The sequence below is a fragment of the Gardnerella sp. Marseille-Q9691 genome (assembly GCF_046507715.1).
GTDB classification, from domain to species: domain Bacteria; phylum Actinomycetota; class Actinomycetes; order Actinomycetales; family Bifidobacteriaceae; genus Bifidobacterium; species Bifidobacterium greenwoodii.
Genome location: NZ_JBKFXI010000001.1, coordinates 858,612 through 877,093 on the forward strand (window position 1 = coordinate 858,612; position 18,482 = coordinate 877,093).

Genomic DNA, 18,482 nt, shown 5'->3' on the forward strand with positions numbered 1-18,482 from the left:
TTTTATAAATTTTTATAAGTTTTATAAGTTTTGCGATTTCTGTAATTTATGCAGATTTCTTTAGATTTCTACATTGGCTGATTTCCGTGATGCTTTCCAGTTCTGGAAACCCGCTTTTTACTTCGCAAAAGCTTCAGCGAGCCGGCAATCATATCGCGAGTCTGCTCCGGATCGATCATTGCATCAATCTGACCAGTTTCCAGCGAAAGATTTGCGTTCACAGTAGTCGCTTCGTATTCGTCAACCAGCTGCTTTCTAAGAGCCGCAACATCCTGCCCGCGCTCCTTCGCTTTTTGCAAATCCTTGCGGTGAATAATATTCACAGCACCTTGCGCACCCAAAACTGCAATCTGGCTTGTTGGCCACGCGTAATTCACGTCCGCACCCATCGACTTCGAGCCCATAACAATGTAAGCTCCACCGAAAGCCTTGCGCAAAATCACCGTAACCAGCGGCACTTGAGCGTTCGCATAAGCGTAAATCACCTTTGCGCCTCGGCGAATAATTCCGGCATGCTCCTGATCCGAACCAGGCTTGTAGCCAGGGGTGTCAACCAAAGTCACAACCGGCAAATTAAACGCATCGCACAATCGCACAAATCGCGCAACTTTTTCGGAAGAATTTACGTCCAAAATACCAGCGTTCACCTTCGGCTGATTTGCCACAATTCCAACCGGATGCCCCTCAATGCAAGCAAAACCAACCACTGCAGAAGCAGCGTACAATTCTTGCACTTGCACAAACTCGCCGTAGTCAACAATTCGGCGAATCACGTCGAGCACATCATAAGGCTGACGGTCGTTATCTGGCACAATACTTGCCAACTCTCGCGCAGTTTCGCGGTCCGCGCGCGTTGCAGCATAAGCAAAAGTTGGAGGATCAACCTCGCAGCTAGATGGCAAATAGGCCAAAACTGTGCGCGCGTAGTCAATTGCGTCCGCTTCATCTTCACCCAAATAGTGAGCAACACCGGAAGTTGCGTTATGCACAAGGCCGCCGCCCAAATCGTCCATACTAATAGCCTCGCCGGTTGCAGCTTTAACAACATCCGGGCCAGTTACGAACATGTTTGAGTGCTCGCGAGTCATAATAATCAAATCCGTCAACGCAGGGCAATACACAGCACCGCCAGCGCAAGGTCCAAGAATAATGGAGATTTGCGGAATTAAGCCGCTCGCTTCGCAAGTTTTTTTGAAGATGCGACCGTATTGCATAAGCGCGCTAACGCCTTCCTGAATGCGAGCGCCACCGGAATCAATTACGGCAACAACTGGCACGCGAAGTTCAACAGCCATGTCTAAAAGATGGCAGATTTTCTCGCCTTCCGCTTTGCCTAAAGTTCCGCCGCGAACAGAAAAGTCTTGTGCATAAACGGCAACTTTTCTGCCATAAACTTCGCCAAAACCGGTGATTACAGCGCATCCGGCAACGTCGTTATTTATGTCACCGCCGTTAAAGCGGCCGATTTCCACGAAGGAGCCTGTGTCAAAAAGCAGGTCAAGACGCTCGCGAGCAGTGCTTTTACCTTTTGCGTGCTGACGCTCTAAAGCTTTTTGTTCTGCGTCACGCGCAAGTTGTGCTGCGTGCTGAACAGCAGCCTTGCCGCGACGAGGCTGCAAGTTTGCTGCGTCAGAATTATTCACACTTTTCTCCGAAATTTCAGAAGTTTCAGCAGTTTTATAAGTTTCAGACTTTTCTTTTGCTAAAGTGCTCATTTCTGCTCTCCTTCCGGCTTTTCAGCGCTTTTTTCGGAAGATTTTTCTGAGGATTTTTCGGAAGATTTATCTGCGCTCTTATCCGCGCTTTTATCTCCAGCAAGATTAATCGTCACAAGCTTTGCGCCAGATTCAACGCCATCTCCAGGCCCAACAAAAATTCCAGTAACAGTGCCTGCAGCCGGCGCGTAAACGTAATTTTCCATCTTCATAGACTCAAGCACCACAAGCAAATCACCCTTGGCAACCTGCTGGCCTTCAGCCACATTCACGCGCGTAATAACAGCTTGCATAGGGGCTGCAATTACGCCTGGAATCTGCTTTTGTTCTTCAGATTTGTGAGTGCTACCGCGCAAAGAACGTCCGCGCAAAGGCTGTGAAGCCCTAGAAACGCTACGAACTCTAGCCGAACCGGTCAAATTATCAACAATATCTTGCGGAATTGTAAGCTTTACGCGCTTATTATCAACCTCAATAATGAAGGATTCCATTGCAGGCTGCTTATTTTCGGATTCATCCGCAGACTTTCCAGAAACAAGCGAAGCCGGCTGACCACCCAAGGAAGCTGCAGGAACGCGGTTCAAATATTTGCGTTCCATCCACTTAGTAGACACGTCAAAACTGTGATTTTCCGCAGTAAACTCAGGGTCGTTAAAAATCTGCTCAAAAAGTTTCGCAGGAGTTGGCACGCCCTCAATACAAAGTTCCTTCAAAGCGCGACGCACGCGAGCAACAGCAGTTTCGCGACTTTGCGCAGTAATAATAAGCTTGCCCATCATGGAATCGAATTTTGGAGAAATATTGTCTCCAACTTCAACACCAAAATCGACTCGAATACCAGGGCCGGAAGGCCATTTAATCTTCGTCAAAGTGCCAGAGCTTGGAGTCAAATTCGTAGCAGGATCTTCCGAAGTAATGCGAAGCTCGAAGCTGTGTCCGCGAGGCTCTGGATCTTTAGTCAACTCGCCGCCGTCAGCAATATTGAGCTGCTCGCGCACCAAATCAAGCCCGCTAACTTCCTCACTAACCGTGTGCTCAACTTGCAATCGCGGATTAACTTCCAAGAAGTAGACTTTATGCTGAGAAGTCACCATATATTCGCACGTGCCAAGACCAACGTAGTCAACAGCTTCAAATAGGTTACGAGAATATCGGTAAAGCTGATCTTTTTCATCGTCAGTCAAGAACGGTGCCGGAGCTTCCTCAACCAGCTTTTGGTTTCGGCGCTGCACCGAGCAATCGCGCGTGGAATATACGGTGAAATTTCCGTGAGCGTCACGGCCGCACTGCGTTTCAACGTGGCGAGCTTTGTCAATAAAACGCTCAATAAAATATTCGTCTAAGTCGCCGCCCTGCAAAGCGTCGTGATTCATGTAAAAGCCGCGCAACTCGTCGTCGTTACGAACGACTGTAATGCCGCGTCCGCCGCCGCCATCCGTGCGCTTCATCATCACCGGATAGCCGTGAGTTTGTGCAAAAGTTAAAAGTTCTCGAATATCTTTTACAGGCTCCGAAATGCCTGGAACTGGCGGCACTTTCGCGCGAACTGCCACGCGGCGAGCCGTGATCTTATCTCCCAAATCAATAAGCGCTTCCGGGCGCGGACCAATCCAAATAACCCCAGCATCGTTGACTTTCTTAGCAAAAGACGCAACTTCCGAAAGGAAACCATAGCCAGGGTGCACAGCATCCGTGCCGCTTCTTTTAATAATGTCAAGAATTGCATCTTCGTTTAAATAAGTGTCGCGATACGTGTCTCCGGAAAGTGCGTACGCTTCGTCTGCCATTTCTACAAACTGCGCGTTTCGATCAGTCGGCGCATAAATTGCAACGGTAGAAATGCCCATTTCGTGAGCCGTGCGAATAACTCGCAAGGCGATTTCACCGCGGTTTGCGATGAGAATTTTTTTGATATTCGTAACCATACGTTACAAGATATTAGAAAAGTTGCGTTTGCGTATGAGCCGACATACACAAAAGCTAGAGCAAAATTTTGTACACTTCTCCAATGCACATGATTTTTGTGGCACGTATTGTGATTAGCGAAACGGAAAACAGCCGGCAAAGACTTAAGTCTTGAGTAGCGAATTACTTAAGTTGCAAACTACTCAAAGCATGCCGGCAATAACCAAAAGAAGGTTTTCATGACTAACATGAATCAAAATAATGCAGCAACAACTGCAACCGCAGCATCTAATGCAACCGTTAGTAAAGTAAAGGCAGCCGCAACTTGGCTTGCTAAGCCGGTTCTTCTAACCGCGCTTTTGGCACTTTCTACTATGGCAGGCGCAATTTATTTGCCTATTACTCCTGTGCCGATTACGTTGCAGACTCTTGTTTTGTGCATTATTGGTTTGACTTTGAGCTGGCGCAAGGGCGTTGCTTCCGTTGTAATGTATTTAGCTTTGGGCGCTGCAGGTTTGCCTGTGTTCGCTGGATTTAAGGGCGGCTGGGCCGTATTCGTAGGTCCTACTGCTGGCTTCCTCGTTGGCTTTATTTTTGGCGTGGCTGCAACTGCCGCTTTGAAGCGCGTATTCGACGTTGCTCTTGACGCAATGATGCCAGAACGCTCATTTAAGAAGACTTTCGCACGCTTCTGCACCTACTCAGTTGCTTCCATAATCGGCACGATTGTGATTTACGCATTCGGCATTTTTGGTCAGAGCTTACTTACCGGCATGCCGCTTTCTACTGCTGCAGCAACCTTAATTATCTTCATGATTGGCGATTTGATTAAGGCTTTTGTTGCGAGCGCGGCTTGCTCCGGCTTGTACAACGCACTTAACAAAAAGCGCGCGTAACGAATAAACGTAACGCTCCAAATGCGAGATAGTCGTCTCGCGTTTGGAGCGTTTAACTCACCACAACGCTCCAAACGTGGGGAATCTATCTCATGTTTGGAGCGTTTACTGTTGCGTAGCACTCCAAACGTGCGCAACTTGTCTCGCGTTTGGAGCGTTCGTGGCCGCAAAACCCTCCAAATGCGGGGAATTTATCTCGCGTTTGGAGGCTTTGGTCTGGCGTATCGCTCCAAACGTGGGGAATCCATCTCGCGTTTGGAGCGTTTTTTACTTAAACTCACTCTTCGTGCGCAACGGCCTGCACATCGCCGCTTTTTACCACAATCTCCTCGCCGGAATCTTTGCGAATCGTAAGAGACGCATCCTCCCCAATTCTCACAGCCGTTCCAGTCACCAAGCTTCCATCAACCGGATGCACGTTCACTTTGCGACCAAGCGTCCAGCACACATCGCTTAGCTCCTTAAGTAAACCGGCGCAATTACTTGGATAATCACGAATAAAATCGCATAATCTCACTCGCAATCCAGTAACGATTTTTGCAGCAATCGCATCGCGCAATTCCGTAGCTTCCGGCAGCCCAGTCATGTGCATTTGCAGCGAAGTTGCCATCTTAATCGGCAATACTTCTTGCGGCACGTGCAAATTCAATCCGATTCCAAAAACTACTCCAACAACATCATCCTTGCTTGGATCAGCCACAATTTCTGTTAAAATTCCGCCCTCTTTGCAGTCGTGCAAAAATACGTCGTTTGGCCATTTAAGTTTAAGCGCACATGCATCCGCATGAATCGGTGAACTCTTATATTCTCGGAACGTTTCCAGCAGAGCATCTCGCGCCGAAAGCCCTGCAATTATTGGCAACCAGCCGTTTCTACTTTCGTCCATAACTATAGTTTTTGGCAGCAAAGTTACGAAAGATACCAAAAAACTTTCCCCAGGCCTACTCACCCACGCGCGTCCAAGCCTGCCGCGACCAGCTGTTTGCTCGTCTGCAACAATCGCAAATATTGTTGGTTTTCCGTCATCTCGCGAAATTATTTCGCTTTTTTGTATGATTTCGCGCGCAATATTTTGCGTAGAATCCGTAATTGCGAAATATTTTACTAAATCTGCTACATTTGACGTGCGCGGCATCAATGCCACACTTTGCGAAGAAAAAGTAGTCATAGGTATAATTTACATCAGATTATATGCTTATGCTTTGGTGCGTCGGAATGTACAGACAAGCCAGATTTAATAAGCATATGTGCAGTTTTATTAAATTTTTTAAGCAGGTGTTGATTATGAATAGCGCACGTAGCACACGTAGCACAAATGACGCACGTAGCACGCGTAGCGAATCCTGCGAATCTGCCGAAACGGAAACAAACGCCGTAAAATTACACGGAAAATGTTTCCGCATAGCATGCGCTGCACTTTCCACCATACTTTGCTTTATTCTTGCACTTTGCACAAGCCTCGGCCCAATCTTTCGTAACCAAGATATTAAGGTTCATTTAGGCTCTATTACTGATTTTTCTTGGATCAATGCGCTGATTTTTATTGCCGCGTTCGCAATATACGCGATTATTTTGTGGACGATTGTTTATTACGGCAAGCATGCGGCTTTTCCTAAGCAATACAGCCGTTTTGGGGCATGGATTAAGTCGATTTTTAGAAAAAAGCACAAGAATAACGCAGAGAAAACAAACAAGAAAACTGTCGAAAAAACAGACGAAAAAACCGACGAAACCAAAAGCGAAAACACAGCCAATCGCAAAATCAAAAAGCACCGCGCATCCGCAATCTGCCGCCTAATTCGCAACATTTCTAAGCGTTTTTATAACGCAGCGCTCTGGTTTATTAAGCATTCCACACGAAACCGCCGCAATCTTTTCCTCACTTTCTTCCTAGGCTGGCTTTGGGCTCCGGTCACTTTGCTTGCAGCGTACGGCGCCGACATCTGCTCGCAAATTCGCGAGTACAGTTGGGCTTGGAATCAGGTTACCGGCTTAAATCAGCCCTATATTGGCTTCTTTAGCTTCGTTCCAATGGACATTTACCCCACAGCTCACTACCTTTGGCCTTCGAAGCCAACGTATTTAACCGATCAGCACAACATTGTGCTAACCGTTATTTACGGTGCTACAACCGCAGTTTCACGATATTTTACCGATTCTAACGATGCCGGAATTATACTTTTAGCTTTTATACAGTTTGTATTTGCAGCTTGGTGCGTTGCAGCGAGCGCGAATCGCTTCTTAAATAGACCTTGGCTAAAAATTGCGCAAGCACAACAAGCGCAACAATCACAACAATCCACACAATCGCAGCAAACCCAGCAAACCCCAACGTTCGCAAGATTTGCCGTCTTACTAATGTTCTTGCTAAGCCCGCTTGTTGTGTGCTCCACAATTGCGCTCACAAAATCGCCACTTTTTGCCTTCGCATTCCTGTGGTGGTTCGGCATAAATTATGAACTCAGCAGCATATATTCAAACACAAGCAACGCATACTCAACCTCCAGCAAAACTACACAAAACTACACAAAACCCAATTGGCACACCGTTTTAGAGCTTCTTATTTCTGTATGCGTTATGCTTATTGCCGCAAAATATGCATGGTATATTCTACTTATACAATGCGTGCTTCTGCTTATATTCATGCACAAACGCTGGCGTCTGTGGATCTGCACTATTTTACTTCCAACGATTATTATTCACGGCGCTCTGCTACTTCTTATTTCCAGTGGCGCAATTATTAATGGCGATCCTATTGAAAGCCGCGGCGTGCAATTGCAACAAATCGCGCGCATTGCGAAACTAGACCCACACAGCATTCCAAAAAGCGCAAAACGTATTATTGCACCTATTTTTAACCTCGATCAGACCGCCGAAGCATACAAGCCTTACGATGCCGACCCTGTGAAATCTTCCGGATTGCAGTCAAAGAAGGTAAGTTACCGTTGGCGCTACGTTAGTCGCGAAAATATTAGCAAATTAAATACTGCATGGTGGCAAATGGTAACGCATAGTCCGCTTGTGGCAACGGATGCTTTTCTTGCGAAATCTTACGGCTATTTCGATATTTTTGACCGCCCATACGTTGGTCCAGAATACTATATTGACACGGATAATATTCGCAATTCCGATTGGATTCGCTACTGGAATCCTCAGTTCCGCACAGACTTTGCAGATTCCATAAGCACTTGGAGCGATATTCCAGTTATCGGCTGGCCTATTCACGGAAATACTTTTGTTATTGCAACGCTGCTGATTGGGGTTGCGGAAATTATTCTTCGCCGCTGGCGCACGGTTTTGTGGCATATGCCTTTGGCTTTGCTTATTGGAGTAATGATTTTGGCACCTGCGAATAATTTTGAGCGTCACATGCTGCCTATTGCTTTTGCTTTCTGCTTTGTTGCTCTTACTTTTTGGAGAGATACTTCTACTCGCACGCGCTATAATGGTAAAGAATGTTTAGAGTTAAAGGCACAAGATGGACGAGAAGCATACACAGCAGTTTGCGCAAAATAGCAGCGAGCGCGCTTCACTCGTACCTTCTGAAGATCTTGATTTTCTCTCGCTTCTAGCCAGCGTGCAATCTTACGAAACTAATCAACCTAAAACTAACCAGCCTGAAACAAATCAGCCTGAAACCAATAAGTCTGAAACCAATCAGACTGCAACCAATCAGACTGAAAATGCTATTGCAGAAACCAAATCTAATGAAGAAAAGCATCGTCACCATTTGTGGCATAGGCTTTCTGCAAATCAGAACAAAGATAATAAAAGCAAAGACGCTAAAGTCAAAGATACTCAATCTTCCGCAAACTCCGCCCCGCATTTTACTCCCCTACCTAGCGCTCCTAAATCCACCGACTTTGGCATTTTTGACACTCGCGACGGCCAAATTTTCGACTCAGCTATGCGCCTTCGTCTGCACACTTTAATTGCAACTTGCTTAATGAACGGCATTTGCGATTCTAGAATTAACGCTTTTATGCATTTACTTCAGTGGCCCGACTTTCCAAAAATAGTTATTATTGCCGGAACTTTTGGCAAAGAAATCACTCCGGACGACGGCCCAAATCGAAAACCAGCTCCCGTAGCTCCTGCCGACAACACAGATGCCTTACGTCGCAATATTTGGCCGCAACTCGGCAGCTGCAACGCATACGACGCTATTGTTGAGCGCGTGCAAAGTAGCGCATTGCAACGCATTTCTAAAGCCTGGCAAGCAACTAAGTCTTTTGCTAAAACTACTAATAATTCCGCTGCTTTAAACACTAATAATTCCGCTACTTTTGCAACACCTTCGCATATTATTCTGCTTGCTGTGCGCGAAGAGCCTAGCGAACAAGCTTTAGAGAAGATTTGCAGCGTGTTTGCTCCTTCTAAAAAGCCTATTTGCGTAAGTAGTTTAGTTGAAGGAGTTAGTGAGATTTCTTCCGAACTTACCGCAACTCTTGCGTCGATTGCTGTTGCGCCGGCGATTAAACATTTGCCACAGGTTATTCATACTGATGACGTGCTTCCAGAACGCGCGCTTATTGGCGATTCTACTGCTTTTAATACTTTGTATAACAAGGTGTATCAAAGTTTGGCGCCATACAGTAGTGATGATCCAACTCTTGAAACGATTGATATGTTCTTGCGTTTTGGCGGCGCTCTTGATCAGACTGCGCACGAGCTGAATGTGCATCCAAATACTGTGAGATATCGTTTGCGTAAGGTTGCGCAAACTACAGGTTGGGATGCAACTGATCCGCGCGCAGCTTACGTTCTGCAAACGGCAATAACAATTGGTCGCATTCGCGATTCGCACTAAACGATGCGCGCGCAAATAAAAGCGCGCGGAAACAAAGTCACGCGAAAATAAAGCATGTAAAAAAAAATAAAGTCGCGCGGAAACAAAGCATAAAGAAAAGGCTTGGAGATAGCACCCCTACAGTGCCAAGCCCAAGCCCTTTAAAAAACCGGATCGTTTTCCCTAATAAACAGAACCGGCCTACACTCAACAGTTACGCTGACGAACCGCACATAATCACACTGTAAAGAAAGAGATTTGGCAAAACAGTAGAATTATGCAAAAGCCCGAAAGCAAACCCGCCGCAAAAGTACAAAGCACTTGCAGCACGTTGAGTGAAAGATTTAACAAGTGAGCGCACCATACTCACATACAGTGCGCTCACAAATCATTAAACAATCAACACACTTAATGTGCTAACAGCTTAGTGACGGATCTTGCGAAGAGCAACACCCATGCCAGCAAGCACGGAAGCAGCAACAGCAGCCAAAGCTACAACAGCACCGGTCTTAGCCAATGGAGCAGCCTTCTTAGCATCAGCCTTCTTGTCAGCCTTCTTGTCGGCCTTAGCACCCTTGAGAGCCTTCAAGACATCCTTGGCGCCAGTATCGCAGCTCAAATCGCGAGCGTGATCATTAGCGGAATCCAAGATAGCTTCAGCGCGAGTGCGGTTGTGATGAGCAACCTCAAGCAAGCCCTTAGCCTGAGCAATCTTACCCTTGATTACCTTAGCTGCATCCCAATCCTCAGCAGCCTTAGCATCCTTGTAATCCTCGTTAAGCTCTGCAAGGATATCCTTCACAGCAGCCTCAACGTGGCCGTAGTGCTTTACAGCCTTCTGGAGCTGACGACGAAGCTTACCCAAGTAAGCGCAGTTGTCGCCACCGAAGTTCTTAATGATGTTAGCCCAACCGGACTGCTTCAAACCGAACTCGAGCTTGTCGAGAAGAGCATCGTAAGCAGCAACGTTGGTGATACCCTTCTTGATAAGTTCAGCAGTCAAACCCTTGTAGTTGGTGTAAAGAGTGCTGGTACCAAGTGGGGAAACCATGGTAGCGCCAGATGGTTCATCGCCACCATTCAAAAGATTAATAAGATCAATCTTCTTATCATTCTTTGGAGTGGTTGGGGTGGTTGGGGTGGTTGGAGTGGTGCTAGATGGCTTACCAGCATTAATCACATCATTATCAGAATCAACCTTATTCTGAGCATTAGTGACATCGTTCTGAGCCTTAGTGACAGCTTCTTTCTTAGCCTTGGTTGCAGCCTGAGCCTGCTCGTAAGCAGTCTTAGCATCAGCCTTCTTAGCTTCCTCGGCGTTATCAAGAGCAACCTTCTTAGCCTGCTCATCAGCCTCAGCAGTCTTCAATTCCTTCTGAGCCTTCTCAAGAGCCTTCTTAGCATCATCGAGAGCCTTCTGATCCTTCTCGAGAGCCTTCTTAGCAGCCTCAACCTTAGCAGCATTAACATCTTGCACAAGAAGAGGGCTGAAATCAGGATCAGCAGCCATTGCTGGAGCAGCAAAAGCCAAGCCGGAAACGAGGGTGGCGCCAGCAGCGAGTGCGGCGATAGCCTTCTTATTCAACATAATATTTTCCTTTCTTCTTCTCCTTCGTGCTAGGTACACGAAGAAAAATTTGCTATGCAGCTCCAAGCGGAGCTACACACGCCTGTCAAACTAGGACTGACCGGCGCTTGCTATTTAACATACCCCCCCCCCGTTCGCAAAAGTCAAGAGCAAAAACAAGCGTCCAACAAAGAAAATATCATCAAAATTACAAAAATATTCCAGTAAAAGCGCGTAAAACCATAAAAAATACGCTAAACAACACTGTTTAATCGTAAAAAATACTATTTCACGATTTTCAAAGATTTTTCTCAGAAAACTCTCAGGAAACTCGCCGCCGCTCCCCCGCGCCGCCCGCAAAGCCTTGAAAAACCGCCACTTTCCCCGCGACACGCCGTGCGCTACACGCGGAGACCCGCCTTCACTCACGACCAAAACTACTCAAGCCTGCGCTGTTTAGGTCGGAATCTTCCGCAAAAGCGACCTAAACTACTCACAGCTGAGCAGTTTAGGTTGCTTAGATACAGCATAAGTAGAAGCGTGTTACATATAGAAAATGCAGCACTTACTACACAGCTCTTACTGCACATCTCCTACTGCACAGCGCTTACCGCAAAAAATTATGAGTTGAATAGTAGTCTTTCAAAGAATCTTTAGTAATTTTTTGAACGCATATTGCCGAACCATTAGCACCATCATAAGCATTCTTCCATGGATCTTCATTATGCGTCATAGCGCTCAAATCACTACCAGAATATCCAGCAAACTTTTCGCATACCTTTTCCACAAGAATCTTTTGGTCATCCGTTAAAGAATTATCCTGAAGTTTCTCAGTATTTGGAAGTACAAGCTCACCTTTACGAATCAAAAACTTACCACGATGCAATGCGAATAATTCTGGGCAAACAGGACCATTCCTCCATGCCTGAAAATCCTCGTTAAATAACGGACATCCTTTAATCGCCAAAGAATACGCTTGCGAATAGTAAGCTAGCTTCTGCAGCTTCATAGTGGTAATAGTTCCAGTAATATCAAGGATGTACGATGCCACATTAAAGATTGTTGTCATACGCACCTCCCTTTTATAAAACATACAAGTTATATATTATATTCGTATGACGATAATTAGCCGAAAGCAAGCTAATGCAGCTGGCGAAATACTTAAGGAATTGAGAGATCAGCAAAACTCAGAAGAGTATGGCAAACAGATATCCATCCTCAACGCATGGCGCCATCAGCATGAAGAACCAGCACAAATCTTTTTCAAAAAACTTGTTGGAATCATAAATAAGTATCCAGACGCAATGGCTACGTATCGTCTTAAACGCAAAGAATCAATACTTAAAAAGTTATACCGCAGCAATGGAAATTTTGAGCTTGGTGCAATAGATGACATTGCAGGGTGTAGGGCGATTGTAAATTCTGTGAGTGAAGTTTACGAAGTTTATGATGAAATTCTTAATCTTAAAGAAGCTGGGGAAATTGATATTAAAGCAACAAAAGATTATATAAAACATCCAGAAGAATCCGGATACAGGTCACTGCACGTAATTGTAAAACAAACATTAAACCAAGAAAAAATAGATAGACAATATAGGATTGAACTACAAATACGAACCAAGCTTCAACACTATTGGTCAACAGCAGTAGAAGCTATGAGTGAAATAGACAACGTAGAATACAAAGATCCTACTTTAACGAGTAAAGTCAATACTCGAATACACTCTTGCCTACAATTCTTCCAAGCAATCTCTCAATTATTTGCTTACAACGAAAGTAACGATGACACTTGCAGTGAGTCTAAGAAAAAACTCGCAAATTCAGTGCGAACAAACAATGATTTTAAAGAAATTATTGAAGATCTTAAAGCCGCGCGCAACAGCGTAACTATTAATATGCAAAAAAATAGTACACAAGGCGGCGAAGGGCTTTACCTACTGGAGTTATCGCGAGAAACGCAAGAATTAACCATACATTCATACACTATGGATTGTGTAGAAAAAGCTATAACGAATTATAACAGCAAAGAAAATAGCATCATAAACGGTGAAGATAACAAAATTCAGCATGCAGAAATCGACAACAGTAGCGTAAATAAAAACTTAACAGTTAATAAGTCAGGTGCTCAAACATCAGATATAACTGACTTTAACAGCGTACTTATTTATGCACAAAACGAAGAACAGCTAAACGATACTTACCCTAATTACTTATATAACATAGAAAAATTCATTGAAAAAGTAGAAGAACTTATTAATTAATCAATGAATGAATGAAAATTGGGATAATAATCATGAATTCTTATTCACCTGTGTGTTATCTTCGCAGTCAAATATATTCTTTATGCATGATGAGATGGCATTCTGCTTACTTTGAAAAAGATTACATACAATAATGAAAATAACAGATAAAATAATAAACCTGTAAAATCCTAACCACATATGTTCTGTAATAATTTCATTATTTAACGATTTCGTACCACCACTAGCACTAACGCAATCATAAATCCAATTTAATAATTCTGATAAATACTCAGAAAGTTTCAGAGATAAATATAACATTGCTTCAAAAACTACTACTATAATATTAATAACAATTAATTTATATTTATTACTATCTGAATCTTCTATTTTTATATCAAATCTCCCTTTACATAGAATCTGTAAATTTTCCAATTTAAGCAAAAATATAATGCATGCTGTTATTAAAGTAACTACAGGCCAATTAGACTCATTTATAAATCCCAAAAGTGTAATAAATATTGATAGGCCAAAAATCAATGATTTTTGCTTTTCCAAAAAAATTCTAACGCTTCTATATATTAAAAGACATAATGGTATAAACCATAGAATGAACATTGCTAGCGATTTATAACATTCTGGCAAACCCTTAGTTGTATCATAATAAATATATGCAGAAATACAAAAATATAGATAAACCTGGATAGAAGGTATTAAAAATAGAATTTTATTGTTCTTAAATTTTAAATAAATAAGAAACAATAAAAGTAATATTAAGTACACTACACAAATATTAATAATAGAATATGTTTGCTTTGAGTCTTGAATATTATCACTAAAAACTGCAGCTATTGTAATACACAGTAAAAACGCAAATAATATAATTAAAAGCGCGCGTGCCACTAATGTGCAATTCCTAAGACTGTTAAAAAAGGAATATAATTTATCTTTTAAATTAAGCATTTCAAACTCGCTTTTAGCAACTACAATATCTGCGTACTACAATGACAACACGATTAACTTTGTCATAATTGATTATATCTATTAATGGAAACTTTGTTATTAATTCTCACAAATTGTATATCTTCTATTTCAAAATAATATTTAACCTTTTTCTTCATTTGATCTATAAGACACGAAATTTTTTCTTTATCAATCGACTCCGACTTGTAGTCCAGCAAATATTAACGCACCCCCTGCAAAAATACCACTAACCAATTCAGGAGTAATCAAAAAAATCGGGCGAAGCATAAATGCATCGCCCGCAAAACTTTCGTTTTCAAATCGTATCTAACAGATTACTATGCTTACTGTACATTCTGTACAATCTCTTTACGCATAAAAAGAAAGGGCTGGAGTCTGATGCCCCTAGTAGCACCAAACCCAAGCCCTTTAACAAAACCGACTCGTTTCCCTAACAAACAAGCCAGCCAAACACTCAACAGTCACGCCCTCGAAAACCAGCGCACAACACTACCGTGAAGAAAGAGATTTGGCAAAACAGTAGAATCATGCAAAAGCCCGAAAGCAAACCCGCTGCAAGAACATAAAGCACTTGCAGCACGTTGAGTGAAAGATTTAACAAGTGAGCGCACCATACTCACATACAGTGCGCTCACAAACAAATCATTAAACAATCAACACACTTAATGTGCTAACAGCTTAGTGACGGATCTTGCGAAGAGCAGCACCCATGCCAGCAAGCACGGAAGCAGCAACAGCAGCCAAAGCTACAGCAGCACCGGTCTTAGCCAATGGAGCAGAAGCGCACTTCTTAGCTTCAGCCTTAGCCGGAGCCTTAGCTGGAGCCTTATCGCCATCGATTGGACGATGAGACTTCATTACGGTGCGGTTCTTGGAATCGCGTGGGCCGTAAACATCCTCAGTAGAAAGGCTTGGGAGACGGTTGTTAACGAAGTTCTCCTTCTCCTTCTCCATCTCAGCAACGCACTTAGCCTTATCTGCAATAAGAGCATCAGCAGTGCCGCATGCGTAAATCTTTTCAATCTTCTTGTTGTACAAGCGAACAAGCTCATTGTTCTTAGCTTCTACAGCAGAAGCATGCTTGGAATACTCAGGATTGTAACCCTCGTTGTAAACTGGGTTCTCGTATGCTGGATAATCTGTAGCCTTAATACCCTTTTCATCGAACTTGGAAGCTTCACCAAAACGCATGTCGCTAGCCTTCTTAGGAACGGCTGGAGAATCAGTCTGAGTAGTATCACCGAGCTGTTCAGTAGTGCCATGCTTAGTAACGTCACCATTAGTACCGCTACCATAGCCAGAAAAACCTGCAGCGAAAGCTGGAGCAGCAAAAGCCAAGCCAGAAACGAGGGTGGCGCCAGCAGCGAGTGCGGCGATAGCCTTCTTATTCAACATAATATTTTCCTTTCTTCTTCTCCACCACGCTTAAAACGCAGTGAAAAACATAAACCCACAAAATCAATCTCTTGTGGATAACTTTCAGATAGAGTATCTAGCTGAAAGCTGTTATTAACATACCCCCCCCCCGTTCGAAAAAGTCAAGAGCAAAAATAAGCGTCCAACACAGAAAATATCAACAAAATTACAAAAATATTCCAGTAAAAGCTCGTAAAACCGTAAAAAATACACTAAACAACGCTGTTTAATCGTAAAAAATACTATTTCACGATTTTCAAAGATTTTTCTCAGAAAACTCTCAGGAAACTCGCGGCTGCTCCCCTGCGCCGCCCGCAAAGCCTTGAAAAACCGCCACTTTCCCCGCGACACGCCGTACGCCCCGCGCGCGCCGCACGCCCATCGTACTCCCCAAGCGCCGCGAACCACATCGTCACCTATTCGTTACTAATGCAGTCTTCGCACTGCGCCAGTAACGATAAATCGCAATTATTCGTTACTAACGCAGTCTGCGTACTGCACTATCAACACTAAATCGCAATTATTCGTTACTAACGCAGAAACGCAGCGACGCAAGTAACAAAAAACGCTGAAAACGTAAATCAAAAAGAGCACATTTTCAGCGTTTAAGCCTTAGCGCTTAATTATATTGTGCGCAAAATTACGCAGGCAATAACTTAAGCAATAAAATCAGGCAGCGATGCTTGCAATATCCACTGGAACACCAGGAGCCATTGTGGAAGTCACAGTTACCTTAGTAATGTAACGACCCTTAATGGTTGTTGGCTTCAAACGGCGGATTTCGTCTGCAACAGCCTTGAAGTTCTCTTCAAGAGCCTTGGCATCGAAGGAAAGCTTGCCGAAGAGGAAGGACAGGTTGCCCTGGCGATCCACGCGGAACTCAATCTTGCCGCCCTTAATGTCTGCAACAGCCTTGGCAACATCCATCGTCACGGTGCCAGTCTTTGGGTTTGGCATCAAGCTACGAGGACCGAGAACACGACCCAAGCGGCCAACCTTACCCATCATGTCTGGGGTTGCAACAACGGCATCGAAGTCAAGGAAGCCACCGGCAACCTTTTCAATGAGCTCGTCATCACCAACGATGTCGGCGCCAGCTTCCTGAGCCTCAGTAGCCTTTGGACCGCGAGCGAACACCAAAACCTTAGCGGTTTTACCGGTGCCGTTTGGCAAGTTCACAACGCCACGAACCAACTGATCAGCCTTACGTGGATCCACATTAAGGCGCATAACAGCTTCAACAGACTCGTCGAAAGCGTGCTTTGGCATGCTCTTCAACAAAGCGATAGCTTCAGCTGGGGTGTAAAGATTATTGCGGTCGATCTTTTCAGCCGCTTCACGATACTTCTTAGAACGCTTCACCATTTTCTCCACTCACTTTCAGTCGGTAACGGTAATACCCATCGAGCGAGCAGTGCCCGCGATAATCTTCATACCGGCCTCGACGTCACGTGCGGAGAGGTCAGGCATCTTGATTTCAGCGATTTCGCGCACCTGAGCCTTGGTCACAGAACCAACCTTGTGAGTCAATGGATTCTCGGTGCCCTTCTGAATGCCAGCAGCCTTAAGCAACAAAGCAGCGGCTGGTGGGGTCTTCAAAATGAAGGTGAAGGAACGATCTTCGTAAACAGTGATTTCAACTGGTACGATCTGACCCATCTTGTCCTTCGTCTGGTCGTTATAGGCCTTGCAGAAGTCCATGATGTTCACGCCGTGGGAACCCAATGCTGGACCCAGTGGTGGGGCTGGATTTGCTTTACCAGCCTGAATCTCGAGCTTAATAAGCGCGGAGACTTTCTTTTTCGGAGCCATAATATGGTTCTTCTTTCTTGTACAAGCGGTTCAAACGGTTGCTGCAAACGCTGATATAAAGCCGTTTTGCAACTTCCTCCCGCATCTTGTATTGCTGTGCTGTGCTAGCGGATTCCTCCTCCAGTCACAAGCCTTCCTATTATGCCACATCTTCGCGACACGCTGCATTACAACAGCTGCCACTATTTTTGCTCAATCAACAAAAACCGGAGTGCAAATTAACGCACCCCGGTTTGTGTTATAAAAACTTAAAGCTATAGGCTTAAGATTTCAGATTAAGATTTCGACTCAAACAATCGGCTCAACCTGGTTGAAACCAAGCTCCACAGGAGTTTCACGGCCGAAGATAGAAACCAAAACAGTAAGCTTCTGAGTTGTAGGCTCAACGTCCGAAACCACAGCAGCCATAGTAGAGAATGGGCCGTCGGTAACAGTAACCTGATCGCCAACCTTGTAAGCAACTTCAACCTTGCGCTTACGTGCGGCAGCCGGCTTATCTCCAGCATTCTTCAAAGCTTCGGAAGCAATCATTGGAGCCATCATTGCCACAACTTCCTTGCGGCTCAATGGAGCTGGCTCTCTAGAAGGCCCAACGAAACCGGTAACGCCTTCGGTTTCGCGCACAATGCGACGAGCGTTTTCATCCGGCCACATGCGAATGAGCACATAACCTGGCACGCGCACGCGGGTAATAACTTTCTTACCCTTTTCCGTATGCTTTTCAACCTCTTCCATTGGAACTTCAATCTGGAAAATCTTATCTTCCAAACCAAAGTTCTGCACACGAGATTCAACGTTAGTCTTTACGCGCTTCTCATAGCCAGAGTAAGTGTGAAGCACATACCACTTGCCTTCCAAAGTGCGCAGCTTCTTAGAAAACTCAGCTACAGCAATTGCGCCGGCATCAGTTGGGTCGTCTTCAGTAGATTCAGAATCAGTTGATTCGGCATCAGTTGTGCCAGCTTCAGCTTCCGCGTTATCTGCGTCAAGAGACGCAACAGCAGCTTCAGCGGCAGCGGCATCGTCAGAAGAATCAGCAGCAACCTCAGAAGCATCGTTAACTGGAGCTGCATCTACGGCTTCAACATCTTCTACAGCATCTGCAACTTCTACAGCTTCTGCTTCTTCGGGATTGAACTCATCAGTCATATTTTATAC

15 protein-coding genes are annotated in these 18,482 nt (G+C 44.5%); 4 read left to right on the plus strand and 11 right to left on the minus strand.

The features are described 5' to 3' along the window. Positions 1–68 precede the first annotated feature (68 nt). Both ACLD6A_RS03355 and ACLD6A_RS03360 read right to left on the minus strand, forming a co-directional pair. Entirely contained in the window at positions 69–1,715 is a 1,647-nt protein-coding gene (locus ACLD6A_RS03355; RefSeq protein WP_004133732.1) for an acyl-CoA carboxylase subunit beta, read from the minus strand. Next, a complete protein-coding gene (locus ACLD6A_RS03360) occupies positions 1,712–3,640 on the minus strand; it encodes a biotin carboxylase N-terminal domain-containing protein (RefSeq protein WP_102694519.1) in 1,929 nt (642 codons plus the stop codon). The genes ACLD6A_RS03355 and ACLD6A_RS03360 overlap by 4 nt, the downstream gene beginning before the upstream one ends. 219 nt (positions 3,641–3,859) lie before the next feature. Between ACLD6A_RS03360 and ACLD6A_RS03365 the strand changes: the two genes are divergently transcribed. Beyond that, positions 3,860–4,516, plus strand: coding sequence for a biotin transporter BioY (locus ACLD6A_RS03365; protein ID WP_019261143.1), 657 nt, complete (start codon positions 3,860–3,862; stop codon positions 4,514–4,516). Between the two features lie 277 nt (positions 4,517–4,793). On the opposite strand, the gene ACLD6A_RS03370 is transcribed toward ACLD6A_RS03365, so the two are convergent. After that, the gene (locus ACLD6A_RS03370; protein WP_410313579.1) at positions 4,794–5,684 is read right to left on the minus strand and encodes a biotin--[acetyl-CoA-carboxylase] ligase; all 891 of its coding nucleotides are present in this window, start codon (positions 5,682–5,684) and stop codon (positions 4,794–4,796) included. Between the two features lie 116 nt (positions 5,685–5,800). On the opposite strand from ACLD6A_RS03370, the gene ACLD6A_RS03375 reads away from it, so the two are divergent. Together ACLD6A_RS03375 and ACLD6A_RS03380 are read left to right on the plus strand one after the other, a co-directional pair. Next, the gene (locus ACLD6A_RS03375) at positions 5,801–8,032 is read left to right on the plus strand and encodes a DUF6020 family protein (RefSeq protein WP_410313580.1); all 2,232 of its coding nucleotides are present in this window, start codon (positions 5,801–5,803) and stop codon (positions 8,030–8,032) included. Continuing rightward, positions 7,995–9,326, plus strand: a complete 1,332-nt coding sequence (locus tag ACLD6A_RS03380) for a helix-turn-helix domain-containing protein (protein ID WP_410313581.1) — start codon at positions 7,995–7,997, stop codon at positions 9,324–9,326. The genes ACLD6A_RS03375 and ACLD6A_RS03380 overlap by 38 nt, the downstream gene beginning before the upstream one ends. Before the next feature lie 403 nt (positions 9,327–9,729). Here the strand turns inward: ACLD6A_RS03380 and ACLD6A_RS03385 are convergent, their stop codons facing one another. The 3 genes from ACLD6A_RS03385 to ACLD6A_RS03395 form a co-directional block, all read right to left on the minus strand. Further along, positions 9,730–10,893, minus strand: coding sequence for a hypothetical protein (locus ACLD6A_RS03385; RefSeq protein WP_410313582.1), 1,164 nt, complete (start codon positions 10,891–10,893; stop codon positions 9,730–9,732). A 114-nt stretch (positions 10,894–11,007) separates the two neighbouring features. After that, a complete protein-coding gene (locus ACLD6A_RS03390; protein ID WP_410313583.1) occupies positions 11,008–11,301 on the minus strand; it encodes a hypothetical protein in 294 nt (97 codons plus the stop codon). 178 nt (positions 11,302–11,479) lie between these two features. Beyond that, positions 11,480–11,941: a Panacea domain-containing protein gene (locus tag ACLD6A_RS03395; protein WP_410296571.1), complete on the minus strand. Its 462-nt coding sequence runs from the start codon at positions 11,939–11,941 to the stop codon at positions 11,480–11,482. A gap of 46 nt (positions 11,942–11,987) precedes the next feature. Here ACLD6A_RS03395 and ACLD6A_RS03400 point away from each other — a divergent pair, with 46 nt between their 5' ends. Then, a complete protein-coding gene (locus tag ACLD6A_RS03400) occupies positions 11,988–13,133 on the plus strand; it encodes a RelA/SpoT domain-containing protein (RefSeq protein WP_410296572.1) in 1,146 nt (381 codons plus the stop codon). A gap of 30 nt (positions 13,134–13,163) precedes the next feature. Here the strand turns inward: ACLD6A_RS03400 and ACLD6A_RS03405 are convergent, their stop codons facing one another. The 5 genes from ACLD6A_RS03405 to nusG all read right to left on the minus strand — a co-directional run bounded on the left by ACLD6A_RS03405 (position 13,164) and on the right by nusG (position 18,473). Continuing rightward, positions 13,164–13,670 (minus strand): hypothetical protein, encoded by a 507-nt coding sequence (locus ACLD6A_RS03405; RefSeq protein WP_410296573.1) that lies wholly within the window; start codon positions 13,668–13,670, stop codon positions 13,164–13,166. A 1,104-nt stretch (positions 13,671–14,774) separates the two neighbouring features. Further along, positions 14,775–15,491 carry a hypothetical protein gene (locus tag ACLD6A_RS03410; protein ID WP_410313584.1) on the minus strand — a complete coding sequence of 239 codons (717 nt, stop codon included), beginning with the start codon at positions 15,489–15,491 and terminating at the stop codon, positions 14,775–14,777. Between the two features lie 690 nt (positions 15,492–16,181). Continuing rightward, the gene (gene rplA, locus ACLD6A_RS03415; protein WP_410313585.1) at positions 16,182–16,877 is read right to left on the minus strand and encodes a 50S ribosomal protein L1; all 696 of its coding nucleotides are present in this window, start codon (positions 16,875–16,877) and stop codon (positions 16,182–16,184) included. A gap of 15 nt (positions 16,878–16,892) precedes the next feature. Then, the gene (gene rplK / locus ACLD6A_RS03420) at positions 16,893–17,324 is read right to left on the minus strand and encodes a 50S ribosomal protein L11 (RefSeq protein ID WP_004118588.1); all 432 of its coding nucleotides are present in this window, start codon (positions 17,322–17,324) and stop codon (positions 16,893–16,895) included. 288 nt (positions 17,325–17,612) lie between these two features. Then, positions 17,613–18,473: a transcription termination/antitermination protein NusG gene (gene nusG, locus ACLD6A_RS03425; protein WP_410296546.1), complete on the minus strand. Its 861-nt coding sequence runs from the start codon at positions 18,471–18,473 to the stop codon at positions 17,613–17,615. Positions 18,474–18,482 lie beyond the last annotated feature (9 nt).